Raw genomic sequence first — 21,904 nt, 5'->3', positions numbered from 1 at the left:
GGTTGGGGGAGATTTGATGGAGAATAAATATCACCTTGCTTTTATTATGAATCCCCCCTGCCCCCCTTTTCCAAAGGGGGAATAAGTTTCTGCAAGTATATGATACCCACATTTTTGTCGCAGACCCGTTTGATTTGCTCGCAATGACAGATGGGGGTAAAACAATCAATCGCCGCAGGATTGTCGGTTAATCGAGAGGGATTGGCGTAATTCCCGTAGGAATGGGCAGCGTGAATGATGCATCAGGATCGGCGAGCTGCTGGATTTCTGTATATGTTATTTTCAGCGCAGAAGTTGTTTGCCCCGTGATCGTAATGTGTTGCGGTAAATAATATCCCCCTGTCCGCAGATGCTTCTCAAAAACAGCCTCGTAGATTTTGACTCCGTTTTTTGCGAGAGCCGTTTTCACTATTCTGTTTATTGCCGGATCAATCCAGATGGACAGTTGCCCATTATCATTTTTTTCTTGATCGATTCGGTAGAGGTTTTCTTCCTGACGGCCCGCCATGTTTTCTTCTTTTGCTTCGTTATCCGGAGGAAGGCCCAGAAGCAGCGAGACAAGTTCCGTCGCACTTACATAAATATGGAGGAATTTCGATATATTATGGGGGGTGGCAGCGCCTGTGTAGAAAGAACCCTTTGCCGGCATAAATATCCTCATTTCGCCCGCCGTCAGGGAGATGAAGAAATCGGGAGGCCCGATCATGGGAATGGATTCCAGCCTAAGAGAAGCGGGCCTTCTAATCATCAGGGCGGCCTTCAGAGGGTATCTTTTCCCCTCGTCGCTTATTTCTATTTTTGCCGTCGCCGTTATCGCGCCTGCCTCAATATCGGTTCCTGCCGCTCGTAAAGCGGCCTCCGGAGAGTCGTACGCCGTCGGATAGTTCACTATTTGTTGGCGAACGGCGCAGCCGGAAAGGGCAACCCCTGTGATAATAAGCAAAATTAAGGCACGTTTTATCGGTATGTTTTTTGTATAATGTTGTCTGGCCATCTTTTTACGATCAATGTTTATATGAAAATCCCCCCATCCCCCCTTTGCCAAAGGGGGGCAAGGGGGGATTTTCATGCTTCGTTGTGCCCCACGGGCATAGGGGTTTTTTGGAGAATCGCCTGCCTGGTTATTTGCTTTTCAGATCTGCCGCTTTCTGCTTCAGCTTTTCATTGCCGGGGTTTAGCTGGAGAGCCTTTTTATATGTTTCAGCGGCTTCCTGAGTCGCTCCGCTCTGTAAATAGACGTCCCCCAGGTGTTCAAAAATAGCGGCGTCTTCAGGCAGCAGCGAGGCGGCTTCCTTGAGATAGCGTATCGCCTCGTCAAATTGATTTTTTCGAAACAGCACCCATCCCAGCGAATCAATCATGTAGCCGTTTTGCGGCCTTAAAACGATGGCCCTGCGGATCATTTGCTCTGCTTCGTCCAGATTTAATCCCCTGTCCGCATACATATAGCCGATGAAGTTCAGCGCTTCCGGATGGTCTGGGTCAAACTCAAGCACTTTTCGCATGGCCTTTATGCTTTCTTCGAAACGGTTTGTTTTTTCAAAAAGAACCCCGAGGTTGAAATAAAGTTCGATACTTGCAGGGTTGGCTTCCAGCCCCTCCCGGAGAATAGCCTCCGCCTCTGAATATTTTTGCTCATCGCCGTACACCGAGGCGAGAAAGGCGTACAAGCCGGGGGCATCTTTCTTGCTGTTGATTGCATCCTTAAGTGAAGCAATGGCCGTTTGAGTTTTCCCCTGTTTTTTAAGGATTGCGGCAAGACGAATTCGGGTTTCGACAAACTGTCCCGAAGAGGGTGGGATTTTTTGCATTGTTTCGATTGCCTTGCCATAATCCCCGGACTCCCCATAGGCGGCGCCCAGCAGGTACAGAAGACTGCTGTCCGCAGGCGATTCCTTCAGCAGCGGCAGGAATTTTGCGATAGCCTGTTCATGATTCCCCTGCTCAAGCGCAAGCAGGCCCAGGGCCGTTTGCGCCTCCCTGTTTGCCGGGTCAAACTTCAAGATGGTCGTAAAGGCGCTTTGGGCATCATCATAACGCTCCTGCTGGAGGTAGAGATGTCCTAACTTGAGCAGAACTCGGACGTTATGGGGGGAAAGATCAACGATTTTTCTGTAAATCTCGATTGCCGGAAGCATCTTCCCCTGTTTTTCATAAAGCATGGCCAAATCGATCATAATCGACTCGGATTTCGGGTTTAGAGCGAGAACTTTTTTAAATTCGCTTTCTGCCTCGTCATAACGCTTCATTTCCGCCAGGACCTTCGCCAGATAAAAATTACCCATGAAGTTTTCAGGTTCCACCTTGAGGAGTTTCCTGAAGGATGTTTCCGCCTCAGCAAATTTTTTTATTTCCGCGAGATTTAATCCGAGATAGAAAAGTGCGCTGGCGTTTTTGGGGTTGAGTTCGACTACCCTTTTGTATTCACCCGCGGCTGCTTCATATTTTCCGCTGCTCATAAAGAGGCTGCCGAGCAGCATGCGGGTGTCGACATCGTCGGGATGGTCTTTGAGCGCCTTCAAACATAACCTGATCGCCTTGTCTGCATCCCCTTTTGCCATGTATAAAGACGCTATGTCTTTCGTCAGCCAAACGGCGGAGGGATCGAGCCGAAGCGTTTCTTCAAGTTCCCGGATGGCCTCTTCCGGCTTATCGCTTAAGGTGTAGAGTACACTGAGGCTGTAGTGAAACCCTGCGCCCCCGGTTGAAATCTCCGGGGCCGGCGGCGCTGATGCGTCTTTTGCCTCTGCGGGGGAAGAGGCTGCTATAAACAGAAACATTAATAAAAAAATTGCGTGAAAAATTCTTTTCATGACAGAAACATCCTTATGTTTTATTTTAGATTGCCAAGGCAACGGCTTAACTCAACAATCTGAATGCCCTCTTTTTCCCATAGGGGCAGGACATCCTCTATTGCCCTGATCGTATCGGCGTGGGGGTGCCCAATCAAAAGCAGGGGTTTCCCATCGTCTTTTGTTTTCCGGGCGGCTGCTTGGCGCAGGGTTTCAAGCGTTGACTCGTAGCCGTTTTCATGGTCAATAAAAATGTCCCTGGCGGCGAAACGGATGCCGGCTTCAGCGGCCGCTTCCCTTCCCTGGGAGTGGGGCGATGTCCTGCTGTCCACAAAATACAAACCCCGTTTTTTCAGTTCCTCCATAACCGTTTTCAGTCGCAAAGCATCCTCCATAAACCGCGACCCCATGTGGTTGTTGACCCCTGATGCATGAGGAACGGCAGCAAAATTTTCGCTAAGCTGCCGGAGAATTTGCGCTTCGTTCATGTCTGCCAGCAGAGCGCCTGCCCCGGGAGATTGCTTGGGGTAGGAAAGGGGTTCCATCGGCAAATGCAGGAGGATTTCCCTCTTTCCCTTATGCAAAAATTCCGCAGCTTCTGCGGCATGGGGGGTGTGAGGAAGAACAGCAAAGGCTATCGGCGCCGGAATTTCGGCCAGCTTCTTTAATGCCCGCAGATCAAAACCGATATCGTCGATTATTATCGCGACCTGCCTGTACGGCTTTTTTTCAGGCGGTACAGGAGAAATACGTTTTTGGGGGGCGGTGGACTCCTTCCTGCCTTCTTCCCGCGGTTCAGGTTTCTCCGTGATTTTAAACCGTTCAAGGAAAAGAAAAGCTGCGGCAATAAGCGCTGCCGCGATAATTACGGTTAAAACGGGAAAACGTTTCATCCTATTTTTTGTCAGACAAAATGATCAAGCCTTTCAGGATATCTATAGCGCTCTTAAGCTGGTTGTCGTTGTCAAGAGTGTCTTCTACCTTCTTTTCCCCCTCGCTTTTGGCGTCTTTTTCAGTTTTTTCATTGGGCGACTTTATATGTCCCTTTAAATCCTTTTCCCGGAATGAATGATTTTCCACGGGTTCTTTCTCATCTTTTTTTTCTTCCGTTTTGGCAATCAGTTTAACCACGATGTCCGGGGTGATGCCCTCCGCCTGGATGGAACGGCCGTTGGGGGTGTAGTATTTCGCCGTTGTCAGCTTCAGCGCGGAGCCCCCTTCAAGAGGGATTACCGTCTGGACGGAACCCTTGCCGAAGGTTTGCGTTCCCAGAACGACCGCCCGTTTGTTATCCTGCAGGGCGCCGGAGACGATCTCGGCGGCGCTCGCCGTTCCTTCGTTCACTATAACGACGATTGGGCAGGTAGGCTCGTCGCCGCTGTCTTTTGCTATCGCCTTGCTTTCCATCTTTTTCGAACGGCCCCTTGTCGAAACGATGATTCCTTTCTTGAGAAAGGCGTCCGAGACCTCAATGGACTGGTTGAGCAATCCTCCCGGATTATTTCTCATATCAATGACGATTCCCGCTAAAGGCTTGGTCTTCGCCTTTATTTCCTTAATCGTTTTCAGCAGATCGTCTCCGGTATGTTCCTGAAACGAGGCGATTCGGATGTATCCGATATTTCCATTATAAATTTTTGATTTTATGCTTTTAACCACAATGATGTTTCTGGTTATCTCGATATCGAGCGATTTTGCCAGCCCTTCGCGCATGATCGTGATTGTCACCTTTGTTCCCTTGAGGCCCCGGAGCTTCTTGACGGCCTCCATGATTGTGATGTCTTTTGTCGAATCTCCATTGATTTTGATGATCTGGTCGCCTGCCTTGACCCCTGCTTTGTAGGCGGGGGTGTCTTCGATCGGGGAGACAACGGTGAGGACATCCTTGACCAGCGTGATTTCAATGCCAACTCCTCCGAAACTGCCGCGTGTCTCAACTTCGAGCTCCTTGTACATATCCTCGGTCATAAAACTGCTGTGCGGATCGAGGGATTTGATCATTCCATTGATGGCGCCCTGGAGGAGTTTGTCGGCAGATACCGGTTCCACATAGTTCTTTTCAACCATGTCCAAAACCTCGTTAAAGGTTTTCAGGCTTTTATAGGTGCTGCGGTCGATCGCTGAAACCTGTCGGTCGCCATAGGGGCCCAGCAGCAGCATGAGCATGATTACGATTAAAAATGAAGTCTTTTTGCTGAAAATGGTGTTCATCTGTACATCCTCCGTAGGGAAATAACGTTAAAACAAACGATCGGAACGATATCATCTTTTATATAAAAAATGCCATTATTATTTAGGGATGATTGAAATGAGCGCGATTCATCCCAATAGTGTGGGTGGGACGGCATCAATCCATACCGCCCTTTCTCAGATTATGTTTGATCATCTTGAGCTGCAGACCCTTGCGGCTCAAACCAAGTTTTTGGGACGTCCTCGTTACGTTCCCGTCGCATTCTTCAAGGCAGCGGGTAATAATTTGTTTTTCCATTTCCTCCATGTGACTTTTCAGTGCGTCATGCGGGGTTTCATCCGGAGCCGTGGAAGGATTAAATCCTTGCGCTGGATTAATTTTAAAGATATCCGGTGGAAGTACTTCTGCCGTGATTACAGAACCATCCGCCATCAATACCAGCCTTTCCACAAGGTGTTCCAGCTCTCGTATGTTCCCCGGCCAACTGTAGGCAAGCAGGGAAGCGCTAACCTCGGAGGAGAGCTCACGCACTTTTTTCCCCAGCTTCAGATTGGATTTTTTGAGAAAGTGCTCTGCCAGCGGCAGGATATCATCTGGTCGCTCCCGGAGCGGGGGAAGATGAATGGGGAAGACGTTGAGACGGTAGTACAAATCCTCCCGGAAACGTCCCTCCTTTATCTCTTCCGGGAGATTTTTGTTTGTGGCCGTAATCAGGCGCACATCCACCGCGATTGTTTTCAAGCCGCCTACCCGTTCGAAGCTCTGATCCTGGATGGCCTGCAACAGCTTTGCCTGTACCTCGCGTGGTATTTCCCCGACCTCATCCAGAAAAAGAGTGCCCTTGTGGGCCAGTTCAAATCTGCCCGGTTTGGTGGTAACGGCGCCGGTGAACGCCCCTTTTTCGTAACCGAAGAGCTCGCTTTCCACCAGATTCTGGGCGATTGCGGCACAGTTTATTTTTATAAAAGGCTGTTTGCTGCGGGAACTGTTTGTGTGAATTGCTCGGGCTATCAGCTCTTTGCCGGTTCCGGTTTCCCCGGTTATCAACACGGTGGTTTCGGTTGGGGAAACCTTTTGGACGATTCTGAGTATTTCAGACATGCGGCTGCTTGTGCCGATGATGCGGTACTGATCGACATCCCCCTCCGGCGGTGGGAGGCAGCGGTCGTCGAGCTGCCTGGTCTTGACCGCCTTGAGGATTATCGTTTTGAGTTCATCCTGCTCAAAGGGTTTGGTGATATAGTCGAAGGCGCCCTTTTTCAGGGCATCGACGGCGCTGGACACGGTGCCGTAGGCGGTCAGAATGATGACTGGCATGGCATTGTCGTATTGCAGAATCTTCTGGAGGAGTCCCATGCCGTCGAGACCGGGCATCTTCAGATCGGTCGCGACGACGGAGACCTGTTTTTCTTTCAAGATTTTCAGGGCTTCCTGGCTATTGGCCGCCGTGAAGACCTCATAGCCTTCTTTCTTCAGCATGGCCGCGAGGACAAGCCTCATATTAAGTTCGTCATCAACGACGAGAATTTTTGCTGGCTTAATCACGATTTATTGAATCCTCCTTAGTTGACTGCATGCGCCGATAGTTTTTAACCTTCATTTCCCCGCTAATGGACCGTTTCGAGACGAATGTAGAAGATTGTTCCTTTCCCCACTATTGATTTGACGCGGATTTTCCCTCCGTGATTCATTATTATGCGCCGGCAGACGGCCAACCCCAAACCGGTCCCCCGCTCCTTGGTAGTAAAAAAGGGTGTGAATATCTGCCTGATTGTCTCGCGCGGCATACCCTGACCGGTATCCCTCATTGAAATGCCGACCGCATCTCCCGCCCCCCCCTTTATCTGCATTGTTCTGACAGTGAACGTTCCACCCTCCGGCATCGCCTCTATCGCGTTGAGGGCGATATTCATAATAACCTGATGAATCTGCTCATGATCCATGGGAACAGGCGGCAGATGGGGATGCAGCTCCATCTGGATATGGACATGTTCGGAGATTATGTCTGCCTCAAGCAGGGTCATCGTCTTTTCGATGACGGTGTTGATTGAGCCGGGTTGCAGGTCAAGTTGATAGGGGCGGGCGTAATCGAGAAATTGGGAAACGACCCGGTTCAAGCGGTTTGCTTCCTCGGTGATTACCTCCAGCAGTTTGCGCTGATCTTCCTGCTCAACCTCGGTCAGGAGATACTGGGCAGCCCCTTTTATTGAGCCGAGAGGATTGCGGATTTCATGAGCAAAGACCGGCGCCATCTGCTCCAATAGCAGAGATTTTTCCCGTTCGAGCTTTTCATCGAGATCAAACGGCGAGGTGAAGACATCCTTGATGTCCGGGTAGAAGCTTGTCAACATCCGCTTCAGGATAACCTGGAAGGGACCGATGGCGATGATAATCAGGAAAGAGACCATAAACACAAGGGTAAAAGAGAGGTTGGGGCCTTTGCCAAAGAAGCCGATTACAAGGTAGAAGAAAATGGTCGTGAAAAGGGCGCCGATAATAATAACCAGGGCGCGCGTCATTAAATCGTGCAGTTCAGTGAGGTGCGGGTGGGTGATCATTATAAGGATAAAGTAAAGCATGCCGGAGACGATGATGCTGAAAAGGGGGGGGATGCTGGCGGAGACGATTGCCGCTGTGCCGACGAGAATCAGGTAAAAAAGACGTTTTTTTTCATTTCCGGAGGCCTTTTTTCTTGCATAGTGGATAAGAGAAAAATAACAGGTAAGTAAGACAACATCCGCATAAATATACGCAAACAGGAGGGTATTTTTCCATTCAAGGGCGGGGATAAAAACAAGAATGGCAAAAAGGATGCTCACGAGCGCCGTCGTGCGGATATCCCTCTTCTTCAGCAGTGTCTGCCCTTTGCAGAAATCGCGGCTGAAGCTTATCGTAAGGGGGGGGATTGCCAATAATCCAATCAGTTCAACAAGAAGATGGATGCGGGAGTGAAAAATTGCGCCGGAAAAGACGCCCCCTTCGTGGATGGCGATTGTCAGACAAAGAGCGGCGAAGGAGATATGCAGGGGCTCCCTTTTTTTACTGATCATTAGCGTGGCCGATACGGTAATCGCTACCGCTATCAGCATAAATAATTCCATAGGCTTCCTTCCTTATTATATTTCAAAGCATAGCGTAATCAGCAGTAAATAGTCAAGGCGCGCGACAGGGAAAACATCCTGAATCTGCTTTTAAAACGTCCTTCGGCATTGACATTTCCGAAAGTTTCTTTTATAAAAGCCCCGTTACAGGGAGGTATGCTCATCAAAAAAGGTTTCCAATCCCTGCGATCTGGGGAAACTTCCGATTGGGCAATTTTTCTTTCGAATATTATATTATTGTATAGCTCCAGAGATGTATGTTGTAACCTTATGCGATTGCTCGAGGACTGATTTATTGACCTTGCCCGGCAAGGCGCCAATCATGGCAAGCATTAGGGGATCGTGAGCTTTTTCGCAGAACTTTATTAAATTTACAGGGGAAAAACCAGGGAGTAGCTTATGAACAGAGAGGTATTCCGGCAACCCCTTCAGGCCGGAAAGGGCAGGGAGAAAATCATGAAGTCTGTACTTAGGGTAATTATTTGTCTTGTGCTGTTGTTTGGCTGGGGAATGACCAGCTTGGGCGTTTCTGAATTGCTTGCCGAGGTAGCTCCGGAAAAAGTATCTGACGATGGGAAAAAACAGGCTGCCGTGGAGAAAGCAGAGAGGGCGCCCGCTTCGGGTGTTTTAGCAATGAGCCTGAGGGATTTCGTGCGGAGCGTCCGGGATAAAAACGAACAGATCGCCTATCAGCATGCCGAATGGGCTGTTAGCCGCCAAGCGGTGAAAGGGGCCAAAGCCATTTTTGAACCGGCCCTGGTGGGTTCCTATCAGTATCAGGACGACAACCGGAAAAATACGGTGCAGGAAATGATCAACCAGGGTTTTGCGCCGGAGTTCTGGGAGGATAGCTTCAGCCAGCAACTGGCCATTGAAGAGCTTTTGCCGACCGGAGGAAAGGTGCGGTTAGGCTTTTCACAGCGGGATTTTTCGAGCAGTGTTAACGATAAATACGGAGTAGATAAGGAAAAACAAACTGTTGTAGGGGTAAGCCTGATTCAGCCCCTCCTCAAGGATGGAGGCTTCAAGCCGACAATGGCGGCAATCCGCATGGCGGAGGCTGATCGGGACATCGCCTTCCAGAACTACCGTGTGCAGACGATGCGCGTTATGGCGGAAGCCATTGCCGGCTACTGGGATCTTTATCTGGCGCGCCAGAAGTATCGGGTGCGACGGGAATCCGAGCATACCGCTGAAGAAGTCCTGCGCGACAATATTGCCCGGATGAAAACAGGCAGGATGTCCGAAACCGAGGTGCTGGAAGCCCAGGCAGCGCTTGCCATGCGCAAGGCTCTTGTCAGTGAGGCAAAGCAGGCGATTGTTTCCGCCCTGAACAGTGTCCGCACGTATCTTTCCTCCTCTGTGTCTGCGAACAACGTCGAAATTGAACCGTCTGAAGAGCCGCATGTCGAAGAAGTGAAAAAGGATTTTGCCGATAGTCTGGCCAAGGCTTTGGCGCTCCGCGGAGAGTATCTGTCCAGCAGAAAAAAGATCGAGAGGGAGGATATCCGGCTGGCCTTCGCCAAAAACCAGTTATGGCCGCAGATAGACTTGAAGGGCAGTTATAACCTCAACGGGCTGACCGATAAATTTGGGCATCCCATGGATGATGCGCTGGAGCGTGAGCATCCGACCTGGTCGCTGGGGCTGGAAATGCGAGTCCCTCTGGGCGGCAGTAAAAAAGCGGCCAGTGAATTGGAAGCGACAAAGCAGCGCAAGCGGCAGGCCCTGCTGGAACTTAAGGCGGTCGAGGTTTCCCTGACGAATGCCGTGGATACTGCCCTCCGCAATATGGAAAATGCCAGGGAACAGGTTCTGCAGCAGGCCGGCGCCGTGGAAATAAACAGGCGACTGCTGAAAACGGAATCTCAGCGGTTTACCGCCGGCAAGAGCAACAGCCGGACTCTGCTGGAAAGGGAAGAAACTCTCAACAATGCAAGAGAAGGTGAAGTGGAAGGCCTTGTTAGATATATGAAATCGCTGTATCAGCTCGAGCTGGCGGAGGGTTCGCTGCTGGTCAATCAGGGGGTCGATGTGATGGAGGCAGGGGTAAAATGATTAATTATCCGATGATGCAGCAGGAAGTCGCGAAAAAAACATTTAGCTTGATTGCAAAGGTTTTTTTTCTGTTCAATATTGTGTGTGTTCTATTCTTTTCTCCGTTGGCCGCCGCAGTGGTTCAGGCCGCAGAGACGCTTTCGTTATCGGGAATAACGGAACCTATCATGGATGTGACCTTGAGCGCGACAACCGGGGGAACGATTGCCGCCATTTTTGTCAAAGAGGGGGCAGTTGTGTCCAAGGGCGCCGTTATCCTGGAAATGGACAAGAAGCTCGATGAACTTGAAGCGGAGCGGCGCAAGCTGATTTGGGAGGGCAAGTCTGAACTCGAGGCCGCTGCAGCACGGGTGGCCACCCTGAAGTGGCTCCTCGAATCCAATCGCGAATTATTCAGGAGCACTGCTTCGGTCAGCAAGGAGGAACTGGAAAAGATGCAGCTTGATTATGAGCTTGCCGTTGCGGAACACAAAAGGCTTGTTACCCAGGAAGAGCGCGAGCGGATCGAGTATGAGATGGCGCGGGAGACCCTGCGCAAACGCAGCCTGATCTCGCCGATTCAGGGGACAGTTATCAAGCTTTTTCTCGATGAAGGCGAGGGGTTTCAGGAGAATCAGCCGCTTGCACATATAGTTGACACCAGCCGCGGACTTTTCGTCTGTAATGTGGAGGAATGGGTTGGCCGTAGTCTGAGAAAGGGCCAGTCCGTGGATCTTAAAATTAATGCCGGTACAAAAAACATCGCGGTGAAAGGGAAGCTCGTTTTTGTTTCCCCGGTGGTTGATCCGGCAAGTGGGCTGCTCGAGGTAAAGGCGGAGTTTGAAAATCAGGACGGAACGGTGCGCCCTGGGGTGGCCGGCTCCCTGCTGATAAGGGGGCGATAGCCGCGCGGCAATGGGCAAAAGAGCAGGTGCGACTCGGCGCCTGTTTGGTTTGGCGACTACAAAATTTGATGGGCAGAGCTTATGGAAAACGTGAACGAAGATAAAGGCGCCACTGCGGAGCGGATTGCGCGGATGAGGCGTTTCAGCGGTCCGCCCGCTGAATTTTGGCCGGCCTTTCTGGAAGAATCAGCACATCTCGTGGGAGCAAGGCTTGGCTTGCTGATGCTGCGGGCGGAGAGCGGCGATTCCTGGAGGAGGCTTGCCGTCTGGCCCACCGGGGGACTGGGCGCAGCTAAGGCCGATATCAATAAAAGGATGGATAAGGTTGCCGAAGCCGCCAGTATAGATGGATTTGCAACGGAAGAAAAGGGTACGCCCGGGGGCGCGAAGACCGATGGGGTCATTGTGGGAGTCCGTCTTGCGACCGATGACAGTCGGGCCAGCGTTACGGTCTTTCTCCTTGAACATAACGCCGGGATAACCTCCGATGAGGCAATCACCCGTCTGTCGTTGATTGCTGACACTCCCTCGGTTTACCAGCTCGGTAATGTCGTAAACCGGGCCAAAAACGATGTGGTAAAATTCGCCGAAGCGCTGGATCTGATGGTGCTGCTGAACGCCGAAAAAAGGTATGTGGCTGCGGCCATGACCTTCTGCAACGAGATTGCCTCCCGCTATCGCTGCGATCGCGTCAGCCTCGGATGGCTGACGGGAGCCTATATCCGCATGCAGGCGATCAGCCACATGGAGCGATTCGAAAAGAAGATGGTTGTGGTTCAGTCCCTGGAAACGGCGATGGAAGAGACCTTCGACCAGGATGAAGAGGTCCTGTGGCCGCGACCGGAGGGAAGTTTGGCTGTAACCCGGGACCATGAGAAATACTCACGGGAACAGGGATCGCAATGCATTGTGTCGCTTCCCATCAGACTTGACGACAAGCCGGTAGGGGTGTTGACCTGTGAGCGTTCCACCGAGCCATTTCCCGAGGAGGAAGTGCGAGGGTTGCGGGTTTTATGTGATCAGGCGGCGCGCCGGCTCGAAGATCTGAAGCGGCATGACCGGTGGTTTGGGGCGAGAATTGTTTCGTCGGTTCGGGAAGCGCTGGCAAAACTTCTGGGCGTCGAGCATACCTTTGCAAAAGTGCTGGGTCTTTTAATCGCCGTTGCTTTGGCCGTGCTGATTTTCGGACGGTTGAACTACCGCGTGGAGGCGCCCTTTATCCTGAAAACGGACGATGTCGCGTATCTGCCTGCGCCCTTTGACGGATATATTCACAAGGTGCATGTGAAAATCGGCGATAAGGTCAAGAAGAGCGATCTGCTTTTGTCGCTGGACACCCGGGAACTTCTCCTCGAGGAATCAACAGCCCTGGCGAACCAGAACCGCTACGAAAGAGAGGCGGCAAAGGCCTCCGCGCAAAAAGCGCTGGCGGATATGAGAGTTGCGCAGGCTCTGGAAGAACAGGCCCAGGCAAGACTCAAACTGGTTCATTATCATTTGCAGCACGCGGAGGTAACGGCGCCTTTCGCCGGAATAGTGGTGGAAGGCGACTTGAAAGAGCTGCTCGGGGCGCCTGTCAAGAAGGGGGATGTCCTCTTCAAGGTGGCCAGGATCGAAAAAATGTACGCGGAACTGAAGGTTGACGAACGGGACGTTCATGAGATTACTGCGAACGGCTCCGGGGAAATAGCGTTTGTCGGCAGGCCGGATTTGAAATTTACCGTTAAGGTGGAGCGCATTGATCCCGTGGCGGTTACCGAAGAGGGGAAAAATGTTTACCTTGTCCGCGCTCTTTTGCCGGAAACAAGCAGCTCATGGTGGCGGCCCGGCATGAGCGGCGTGGCGAAAATCAATGTGGGAAAGCGCAATATCCTGTGGATATTTGCCCATCGCACGATCGATTTTCTGCGTATCTTTTTCTGGTGGTAAAATGCAAAAGGCGGGAAAAACATTCAGTGAATCATGGTATCGCGTTGCCGATCTCAAAGTGAGTCTGCACCCTTCGGTAAAGGTGAGCAAACGGCGTTTCCGTGGGGAAATGTGGTACATGTTCAGCGATCCGTTCAACAATCAGTTTTTTCGACTGCGGCCCGAGGCCCACGATTTTGTTGTGCGCCTTCGTCCTGATCGCACGGTAGCGGAGGTTTGGGATGAGTGCCTGAATAGAAATCCCGACGACGCCCCCGGTCAGGAGGATGTGATTCAGCTTTTGACGCAGCTTTATTTTGCCAATCTTCTCCACTTTGAAAAACCCGCGGACAGCGCCAAACTTTTTGAGCGGTACCGCAAAAGGCAACAGCGGGAGTTGCAGTCAAAACTGATGAGCATCCTGTTTATGCGGCTGCCCCTCTTCGATCCGGACAACCTTCTGAAAAGAATGATGCCGATCTTCAGATACCTTATTTCTCCGCTCGGGGCGGCGTTATGGGTGGCGGTGGTGGCTGGGGCAATAAAGGTGACGCTGGACAGGTTTGACGCGGTATGGGATCAGGCCCAGGGGATACTCGCCCCGGATAATCTCTTTCTTTTGTACATTGGTCTGGTGGCGGTGAAAACCATTCATGAGTTTGGGCATGCCCTGGTGTGCCGGCGCTTCGGAGGCGAGGTGCATACCATGGGCGTCATGCTGCTGGTTTTTACACCGCTCCCTTACATGGACGCCACCTCGAGCTGGTCCTTTCGCAACCGCTGGCAGCGCGCCTTTGTCGGCGCCGCCGGCATGATCATGGAGATTTTTGTCGCCGCGCTGGCCACTTTTGTTTGGGCCTATTCAGCTCAGGGAACTCTAAGCAGCCTTGCCTACAACATTATGTTTGTCGCCTCTGTTTCAACGGTTCTGTTCAATGGAAACCCGCTTTTGCGTTTTGACGGCTACTACATCCTTTCCGATTTGCTCGACATCCCCAATCTCAGCTCCCGGGCAATGAAACACCTGCGGCACCTGGTTGAACACTATGCATTCGGATACAAGGATTCATTCAGCCCGGCGCAGAGTCCCAAAGAAACTGTATATTTAACTACATTCGGGATACTGAGCGGCATCTACCGGGTAGTGGTATTCACGGGCATCATCTTTTTCGTGGCAGACAAGTTTCTGCTTGCCGGCTTCGTCATGGCGCTGATCGGCGTTGTCACATGGGGTCTGGTTCCGGTTTTTAAATTGTTTGTCTATCTGGCTTCCAATCCCCGTCTTGCCAGAACGAGGATGCGGGCCGTTGCCGTCTGCCTCGGTTTTTTGACCATCCTGGCGTTATTTCTGGCCCTTTTCCCCTTTCCCAACCGCTTTCGCGCCCCGGGCGTCATGGAAACTATGCAGTACGTCCAGGTTGTCAACGACGCCCCCGGTTATGTGAAAAGGGTGCTGGCCCCATCGGGCATCCAGGTAAGCCCGGGAACCCCGCTTGTGGAACTTGCTGATCGGGAACTCGAATTGGAGATCGAGGCCACCCTCGCGCAGCGGAAGGAGACGCTGGCGATGCAGCTTCGGGCGCTGCGCATGGAGACTGCGGATCTGCAGCCAATTGGCAAGCGTCTGGAGGCGATCGAAGCGAAGGTCAAAGACCTGGAAGCGCAGCGGGCTTTTCTGATAGTTCGGGCCAGGGAGTCGGGTATATGGGTGGCGCCGGACATGAAGGATCTGATTGGGGCGTGGCTGAATAGGGGTTCGGTGATCGGGAAGATTGTCAATGAGAGCGCCTTTCGATTTTCCGCCATTGTTTCTCAAGACGAGGCGACTGAGCTTTTTACCGGCAAAATAAACAATGCCGAGGTCCGCATCTCCGGGCAGGGTGGAAAAAATCTTGACGTCTTGAAATTCCAGATCATTCCGTATCGGCAGGAAAAATTGCCGTCGGCAGCCTTGGGATGGCGGGGGGGCGGCGAGGTGCCGATTTCCACGAAGGATGAAAAAGGCGTGCAGGCGGCGGAGCCCTTTTTCCAGATTAACGCGGATATAAAACCTCCCCCGGAAGCGTTGCTGCTGCACGGTATGTCGGGAAAGCTCCGTCTTACGCTGAATCCGCAGCCGCTCCTTATCCAGTGGGCTCATAAGTTCAGGCAAATGCTGCAAAAGAGGTATCAAATTTAATGACAATTCCGGCTCAGGATTACCACCGCACCCGTATCGTGATTCCTGAAAAGCTTTACAAGGGCATGGACGCCCTCGTTCACGGCTTTGCCGGCTGGCGTCGGCGCCGACCCTCCGTAGCCCGTTCCCTGCAGGAGGAAGCGGATAAGATTAGTGAAATGGCCCGGGGGCTTGTGCATATTTCGGATCACAGGTTGCGGGAACGGCTGTTGGACATCCAGACTCAGTTCCGGCGTCAGGCCAAGGATCATGAGGCTCTTTTGCCGGAAGCCCTGGCGAATATGGTGGAAGCGTCAAGCCGCACGACGGGGCTTTTGCCGTATCCTGTTCAAATCATGGGAGCTTTGGCGCTTTATCGCGGATATCTTGCCGAGATGGCGACCGGCGAGGGGAAAAGCCTCACCGCCTGCCTGCCTTCGGTTCTGGCTGCATGGACGGGGCGGCCGTTCCATTTTGTGACGGTCAATGATTATCTGGCGAATCGCGATGCCGTCGAAATGAACCCGTTCTACTCTTTTTGCGGGGTATCGGTGGGATGCGTGACTGGGCAGATGGAGCCGCGGGAGCGCCGCTTGAATTACGACAAAGGGGTTGTTTACACGACGCTTAAAGAACTGGTCGCGGATTTTCTGAGGGACAGATTGATTATCGGCGCCCTTCATGATTCTTCGCGCCGGCAGCTCCGCCAGCTTCTCAATCCGCAGTCCAAAAGCATAGACAGCATTGTTTTGCGGGGGCTGGATACGGCCATTGTGGATGAGGCCGACAGCGTCCTGATTGACGAGGCGGTGACGCCATTGATCATCTCCCGGGCGCAGAAAAACTCTTCACTGGTGGAAGCCTGTGAGATCACCCATGGCATCGTCGGTTCGCTGATGGTTGGAGCGGATTACCTTGTTGATCATAAATACAAGGACATCAACCTGACCAAGGAGGGAACTCGGAAGGTGGAGGAGCAGGCCCGGCTGTTGCAGGGAATGTGGCGCGGTCCTGCTCGTCGTGAGGAACTTGTCAAGCAGGCGTTGACGGCCAGGGAATTTTACAAGCTGGATCAGCAATATGTCATTCAGGACGGCAAGGTTGCCATTGTCGATGAATTTACCGGGCGGCTGATGCCGAACCGGACATGGAGGCACGGTCTGCATCAGGCGATAGAGGCCAAGGAAGGTCTGACGGTTAACGATCCGAGCGAGACGCTTGCCAGATTAAGTTTTCAGAGATTCTTCCGCTTTTTCCGAAAACTCAGCGGCATGACCGGGACGGCTCGGGAAGCAACCGGCGAATTCTGGCACATCTATCGGCTGCCAGTCATGACCATTCCCACCAACCGCCCCTGCATCAGACAAATCATTCCTGACCGGATTTTTTCGTCCGAAACGGAAAAGTTTGAAGCTGTTGTACTGGATATCGAAAATAGACGGCTCACCGGCCGGCCGGTGCTGGTGGGTACCAGGAGCGTTACTGCCAGTGAAAGACTGGCCGCAATGCTTTCCGCAAAAGGCCTTGAATTTAATCTGCTTAACGCCGTCCGGCACAAGGAGGAAGCCCAGATCGTCGCCGCCGCCGGGGAGAAAAACCGGATCACGATCTCCACGAACATGGCAGGTCGGGGCACGGATATCAAGTTGGGTTTTGGTGTGGCGGAACTGGGAGGACTGCATGTGATCGCTACGGAACGTCATGAGTCGGGGCGCATTGACCGGCAGCTTTTCGGGCGTTGCGCAAGGCAGGGCGACCCCGGTTCCGCTCAGGCGTTTATGAGCGTGGAAGACGAACTGATTAGGCGATTTGTCCCGGCTTTTTTGAGGAAGCGACTGACAAATGCACTTAATGGAGGCGCTCCCGGAGCAAATATATTAGCAAAAACGGCGCTTTTTCAGGCTCAGAGAACCGCCCAGCGACTCGCCTATCGGCAGCGTCGGGATGTGCTGAAAATGGATACCTGGTTAGAGGAGGCACTTTCCTTCAGCGGGCCCAGTGCCGAGGTATAAGATTTCTTTCAGGTGTGAGGTAGTTCACATCTTTGAGCAGGTTTTCCTTGACAAAGGATATTTTGCTTGTTACTTACAGCTCGAAATTTACAGATTCTCTGTGGCAGTATCATGCTGCTGAAGCAGGGTCGTTGAAAGTTCTTTTCCTGATGCGGAGTTCAAAACCATTTGAGGCAATTGCAAAACCATTTGAGGCAATTGCAAAACCATTTGAGGCAATTGCAAAACCATTTGTCATTCCCGAATGTCTCTATCGGGAATATGGTTTTTCAAGTAGTTAGAACCAGATTATGAACATTAAACTTCGTTTTCCCGCCCAGAAGCGTCGCGGGAATGACAGCGTTGGGAGTTTTGCAATTGGCTCCGTTGTTAGGCTGATAGTAGCGTATTTTGTTTGCATTTTACCAGGTGGGGAACGATGATTTGTTCCCGGAGGATTCAGGGCCTTTGGCGAGAGTGGTGGAAGGGTGAAGAAGTCGCAGCCTCCAAACCAATTTGAGATGGAAACCCTCGAACCGAGGGTTCTCTTGTCCGGTGAATCTGCCGCCGCGATGGCGTACGCGAGTTTGCCGGACGAGTTGAATCCCTGCGGTGAGGTCGGCGCCATTCCCAATCTGGAAGAGGTTCCCGCTCCAAGTGAGGTTGGCGCCCCTAATCCGGTTTACCAGCAATCGCTCCAATACGAATTATCCCCCAATCAGACTGATATATTTGCGGGCATAGATGCAGTAGAACTCGATTACGAGCAGCAGCCCCTGTCCATGGAAGTTGAAGCTGATTCGTTGGCGGCTACATCCGGGGATATTAAGGCGGCTGAAGATGCTGCCCCTTCCGAGCGTTTGATCACGGAAACGGAACAGTCGGCTATCGCAATAGGACTTGAAGGGCTGTCGAATCTGACAGGGGTTCTGGAGGATTTTGACGCCTTCGGAACGCCAATCCCCTTAACCAATGGGGCAACCATGGGGCAGTTGCTCCGGCCCAAAGAGATTCTGGATACACGGCTTTTTAAAGCGGTGTATGATTACTTCTCGGATGCAACCGATCCGCCTACGCTGGAAGGTCTCGTTGCGATCTTGGAAGGGGGCGCTGATCAGACCGGCGCCGTTGGTCGTATTAATTGGTTAAATGTTGGATATTACAACAGTATTGATGAAATAGGCGTCAACGTCGATCTGGAAGCGGCGCTGAACGGTGAGGTTCGTTTAAACGCCGACGGCCTTGCCGAACAGGTGCGATTTCAGTTTTCTGAAGGGGAAACAGCCGCTTACACAGCGTCAATAAAATTTGATTTTACTTTTGGAATTGAGCAAAAAGACGGATCGGCTGTGTTTTTTGCGGAAGTTCGCAAGCTGACAGCCGATTTATCGATCGATAAGGTATTTCTCCAGGATGAGGCCGGAGCCGACGCTGGACAGGCCACTTTGCGGGTCGTCTCCGGCAAGATTGATTTGAACCTCAAGCTGGACGTGAATTTTGATGATTTCATTGCTGGCAATAAGAGGATAACCCTTACTGATTTGCAGGGCATTGCCCCTGAGACAATAGGCGATCTGCTTCATCTGACAACGTCGGGCGTCTTCGTTGCCGATCTTCATCTGGCGCCGAGTCAGCGTTTCGATAATTCGGCAGGTGTAGTTGCCTTCCTTAATGTAAAAAGCGAAGACATTTTTTCCGGGACCGCGCCGGAGGTTTCCTTAAGTTTCAATATCAGCTCTCTGAGAAATTCCATTCTCGATCTGCTGAAGGGGATCGACGGTATTGGCGAGCGGCTTGTCGATTCTTCGTCGCAAGCTGTAGCAGAACCCTTCCTTGGCAATTCCCTGAACAAAATATTTTCCGCTGATCATGATTCAGCGTCATCCCCCTTTACTAAACTCTATGACCCGGCTCTTGACTATTTCACCCTGCTGGATGTTTTCAATTTCAGCATTGACGAAAATGCATCAGCGATCGGGGAATTGCCCGGGATTGACACGGCGAACTTTGACATCAATATCGGCTCCCACCGGTTGGCCCTGAAAAATCTTTTGGAGAATTCTTTCAACCTCTCCCTGAAAGCCGACTGGGATGTCTCGCTGTACCTGCCCGAAATATGGTCTCTCCTCAATCCCGGGTTTCAGATCAACGACTATCTGCCGACTTTTCAGGCTCTGCTCGGGCTCCCGTATCTTCCCCGTTTCGACGAGATACGTTCGGAGACCAAATCCCGCTTCGGAACTTTTCCGAGCTTGAATGGTCTTCTGGAATATCTCCGGATGGCCGGCAAGAGAGGCACTGTCAGCCGCTCTGCGGAACAGCCCTCCGCAGAACCGTTGATCCTGAACGGCGAGTATTCTCCAGAGCAGGACGATTTGCGTTTCGACTTCTTCTTTGACGCAGTCGCACAGTCTGATGTTGCCGTCGATATAGAGGCCCTGTTTTCTGATCAGTTTCGGGACGCCGGGGTTTCTCTTTCTTCCGACGTGATCGTTACAGTGGCTGCCGAGGCGAGGCTCGATCTTTTTGCGTCCGTTTCTTCCGATGCGGTATCGTTGACCAAGCGGGAAGCATCTGTCACGATCAGGGTAAATCAGGAAATCAATGGTCTGGGTTTGACGGTTGAGGGACTTGCCGATTCCGGCATGACGGTATCCGAGGGCCGTTTTGCTTTTGACGCCCGTACCGAGATTGTCGCCCACGGTCATGATCCGCCGGTTTTGTCGCTCGGCTCCTTATCTGATTTCCGTTTGGACGCGCTTGCAGACAACGGATTTGACACCCGAACTTCCGGAACGTTTTCCCTGACGCTTCCGGTTTCCTCTGAAAATTCCTCCCACCCTATCCTTATTATATATGTAACCAGCGAAGACGTCTCTGATCCTTCGGGCTCTGGGGTCACCTTACAGATCACACAGGACCAATGCCTGAATAATGAAATATTTTTCACAGCGGGCGAATCCAAAAAACTGGTGGTCAGCGGTTCCGCCGTGACAGCAGAGGTTGAAAACAACCTTACTGACGCGGAGTTGAACACTCTCCTGAATGAGGCCATCAAACGCTGGTCGGCCTTACCGCTTTCCTCAGAACAGCTTGGCCGTCTCAATAACATAACAGCTCATATTTCAAATTTACCAGATGGTACCTTGGGTGAAGCACGCGATTATTCCGTATATGTAGATAGCAATGCGGCCGGTTACGGTTGGTTCGTCGATGGCACCCCGACCGACAACAATGAATTTGAGCGAACCGATGCCAACCACCTGACAGCTGCGGTCGGTAGCGCAGCCGCAGATCGAATCGACCTCCTCACCGTCCTGCTTCATGAAATTGGCCATGTCATCGGATTTGATCATGATGCCCAACTGGCGGTCATGGATGAGGCGCTATTCGCAAGCCAGCGGGTACTTTTAACCGCTGGTGAATTTCCGGTTGACAACCACGTCAGCGCATTTCCGGTAACAGCGGCGTCTCACACTTCAACGACTCTGGACCTTTCAGATACGTCGAACAACGGCCAGACAATCATTCTTACCGTTCTTGCAGACGGCAAGGTGAAAGTGTCAGGATCGGCTTCCGGTGATGACAATACCACTACCGGATGGACCGGGATTACAAGCATTATCGGCAATAACAGTGCATACATTACCTTGCTTGCTCCCGACCTAAGCAACACGTGGAATTTGAGCGGGATCAATGCCGGCACGCTGACACCAAATGGTTTGACTGCCGTTACCTTCAGCGGTGTTCAGAACCTGACCGGTGGCAGTGCCAAGGATACGTTTATCTTTAATAATCTTGGCTTTGTTACTGGCAATCTTGACGATGGGATCGGAACCTTGGAGGTTCAATTAGCAAGTTTCGTGACCTTGGCGGGTGATTTTAGCTTTACCAAAAAAACAGAAATAGTTAATTTGAACGACGGTGTTACAACGAATCTGTCTGTAGATTCATTTGAAATCGGTGTTACAGGCGGCCTCGTCTTTTTTGGAACTCATAATGGACCCTATATCCTGGATGACAATGGCACTGCAAATGTTTTTACTGATGATACCTTTGATGCAGATGCCGTAGGATTCCAAGCCGTTGTGTCCAATTTTGCCCTGGCAATCTTATCCAACAGCGGAACCGGTGACACCTGGTATTCTGCCAAGGGAACACTTAGCAGCGCCGAGCTTAAGAATGTCCCTGACCTTACAGCCTCTGTGTCGAACGTCAATCTTTCGCTGAATACAGAATCCAATGGCAAGGTGATCGATTTTTTAAACACTCCGGTTATCATTTCTGGGGTGACGATCAATTTTGCAGGCGCAGATGGAGTACAGCTTAACGCCAGCGGTACCTTTGCCGCGGAAGTCAATCAGTTTGTCACGCTCTCAGGAACAGTAGGTTTCAGTAAGAGTGGTAGCAATCTGATCGCGGCGGGGAGCAATCTGACGGCGAAGCTCTCGGCGGGGACTGCGTATGTGCAGCTGGCAGGTGCGAACTTCGGCCTGCGGTCGAGCGGTGCTTTGACGGCCTTCGAGCTTTCGGGCGGCACGTTGTCGGCGGCGTTGGACGGGTTTGCGTCATTGGATGCCGCTACTATCAAAATTCAGTACACCACTGACGGGACGACCATTACGGCGACGACGGACGACATTTCGGTTGGATCGGCGAATTACCATTTTGCGGCAAACATTGCGGCGAGCACCGTATCCTTCGAGCTGACGGGACTTAATGCGAGCGTGACGAACTTCGTGACGATCACGGGCGGCTCGATCGCCTTCCAGAAGTCAGGTAGCGACCTGGTTGCGGTGGGTTCCGGACTGGCGGCATCCT

General features: G+C 51.9%; 13 protein-coding genes. 7 read left to right on the top strand and 6 right to left on the bottom strand.

The annotated features are described in order from the left end of the window. Positions 1–187 precede the first annotated feature (187 nt). From M0P74_16650 to M0P74_16625, 6 genes are all read right to left on the bottom strand, one after another. Positions 188–943, bottom strand: coding sequence for a DUF4292 domain-containing protein (locus M0P74_16650; GenBank protein MCK9365217.1), 756 nt, complete (start codon positions 941–943; stop codon positions 188–190). Positions 944–1,121: 178 nt separating this feature from the next. Next, positions 1,122–2,813, bottom strand: coding sequence for a tetratricopeptide repeat protein (locus M0P74_16645; protein MCK9365216.1), 1,692 nt, complete (start codon positions 2,811–2,813; stop codon positions 1,122–1,124). 20 nt (positions 2,814–2,833) lie between these two features. Then, the gene (locus M0P74_16640; GenBank protein MCK9365215.1) at positions 2,834–3,685 is read right to left on the bottom strand and encodes a divergent polysaccharide deacetylase family protein; all 852 of its coding nucleotides are present in this window, start codon (positions 3,683–3,685) and stop codon (positions 2,834–2,836) included. Between the two features lies 1 nt (position 3,686). Continuing rightward, positions 3,687–5,003: a S41 family peptidase gene (locus tag M0P74_16635; GenBank protein MCK9365214.1), complete on the bottom strand. Its 1,317-nt coding sequence runs from the start codon at positions 5,001–5,003 to the stop codon at positions 3,687–3,689. A gap of 136 nt (positions 5,004–5,139) precedes the next feature. Continuing rightward, positions 5,140–6,528 carry a sigma-54 dependent transcriptional regulator gene (locus M0P74_16630; protein ID MCK9365213.1) on the bottom strand — a complete coding sequence of 463 codons (1,389 nt, stop codon included), beginning with the start codon at positions 6,526–6,528 and terminating at the stop codon, positions 5,140–5,142. A gap of 62 nt (positions 6,529–6,590) precedes the next feature. Next, complete coding sequence (locus tag M0P74_16625; GenBank protein MCK9365212.1) at positions 6,591–8,084, bottom strand: ATP-binding protein; 1,494 nt, start codon at positions 8,082–8,084, stop codon at positions 6,591–6,593. Positions 8,085–8,483: 399 nt separating this feature from the next. Between M0P74_16625 and M0P74_16620 the strand changes: the two genes are divergently transcribed. From M0P74_16620 to M0P74_16590, 7 genes are all read left to right on the top strand, one after another. Continuing rightward, complete coding sequence (locus tag M0P74_16620; protein MCK9365211.1) at positions 8,484–10,142, top strand: TolC family protein; 1,659 nt, start codon at positions 8,484–8,486, stop codon at positions 10,140–10,142. After that, on the top strand, positions 10,139–11,026 hold the full coding sequence (locus M0P74_16615) for an efflux RND transporter periplasmic adaptor subunit (protein ID MCK9365210.1): 888 nt from the start codon (positions 10,139–10,141) through the stop codon (positions 11,024–11,026). The genes M0P74_16620 and M0P74_16615 overlap by 4 nt, the downstream gene beginning before the upstream one ends. Positions 11,027–11,107: 81 nt before the next feature. Continuing rightward, positions 11,108–12,955, top strand: coding sequence for an efflux RND transporter periplasmic adaptor subunit (locus tag M0P74_16610; protein MCK9365209.1), 1,848 nt, complete (start codon positions 11,108–11,110; stop codon positions 12,953–12,955). A gap of 1 nt (position 12,956) precedes the next feature. Continuing rightward, positions 12,957–15,113, top strand: coding sequence for a hypothetical protein (locus M0P74_16605; protein MCK9365208.1), 2,157 nt, complete (start codon positions 12,957–12,959; stop codon positions 15,111–15,113). Further along, on the top strand, positions 15,113–17,104 hold the full coding sequence (locus tag M0P74_16600) for a hypothetical protein (GenBank protein ID MCK9365207.1): 1,992 nt from the start codon (positions 15,113–15,115) through the stop codon (positions 17,102–17,104). Before M0P74_16605 ends, M0P74_16600 begins: the two co-directional genes overlap by 1 nt. A gap of 47 nt (positions 17,105–17,151) precedes the next feature. Next, positions 17,152–17,385 carry a hypothetical protein gene (locus tag M0P74_16595; protein MCK9365206.1) on the top strand — a complete coding sequence of 78 codons (234 nt, stop codon included), beginning with the start codon at positions 17,152–17,154 and terminating at the stop codon, positions 17,383–17,385. A gap of 186 nt (positions 17,386–17,571) precedes the next feature. Then, positions 17,572–21,904 (top strand): LEPR-XLL domain-containing protein (locus M0P74_16590; GenBank protein MCK9365205.1); only part of this gene is annotated, 4,333 nt, incomplete at its 3' end.

The organism is Syntrophales bacterium (assembly GCA_023229765.1).
Classification (GTDB): domain Bacteria; phylum Desulfobacterota; class Syntrophia; order Syntrophales; family UBA5619; genus DYTH01.
This window is presented reverse-complemented; position numbering and strand designations above follow the sequence as displayed.

Bases quoted from the DNA above. Each gene is read 5' to 3' on its own strand.
- M0P74_16645 (MCK9365216.1), bottom strand. From the start codon at position 2,813: ATGAAAAGAATTTTTCACGCAATTTTTTTATTAATGTTTCTGTTTATA.
- M0P74_16640 (MCK9365215.1), bottom strand. From the start codon at position 3,685: ATGAAACGTTTTCCCGTTTTAACCGTAATTATCGCGGCAGCGCTTATT.
- M0P74_16635 (MCK9365214.1), bottom strand. From the start codon at position 5,003: ATGAACACCATTTTCAGCAAAAAGACTTCATTTTTAATCGTAATCATG.
- M0P74_16625 (MCK9365212.1), bottom strand. From the start codon at position 8,084: ATGGAATTATTTATGCTGATAGCGGTAGCGATTACCGTATCGGCCACG.
- M0P74_16620 (MCK9365211.1), top strand. From the start codon at position 8,484: ATGAACAGAGAGGTATTCCGGCAACCCCTTCAGGCCGGAAAGGGCAGG.
- M0P74_16615 (MCK9365210.1), top strand. From the start codon at position 10,139: ATGATTAATTATCCGATGATGCAGCAGGAAGTCGCGAAAAAAACATTT.
- M0P74_16610 (MCK9365209.1), top strand. From the start codon at position 11,108: ATGGAAAACGTGAACGAAGATAAAGGCGCCACTGCGGAGCGGATTGCG.
- M0P74_16605 (MCK9365208.1), top strand. From the start codon at position 12,957: ATGCAAAAGGCGGGAAAAACATTCAGTGAATCATGGTATCGCGTTGCC.
- M0P74_16600 (MCK9365207.1), top strand. From the start codon at position 15,113: ATGACAATTCCGGCTCAGGATTACCACCGCACCCGTATCGTGATTCCT.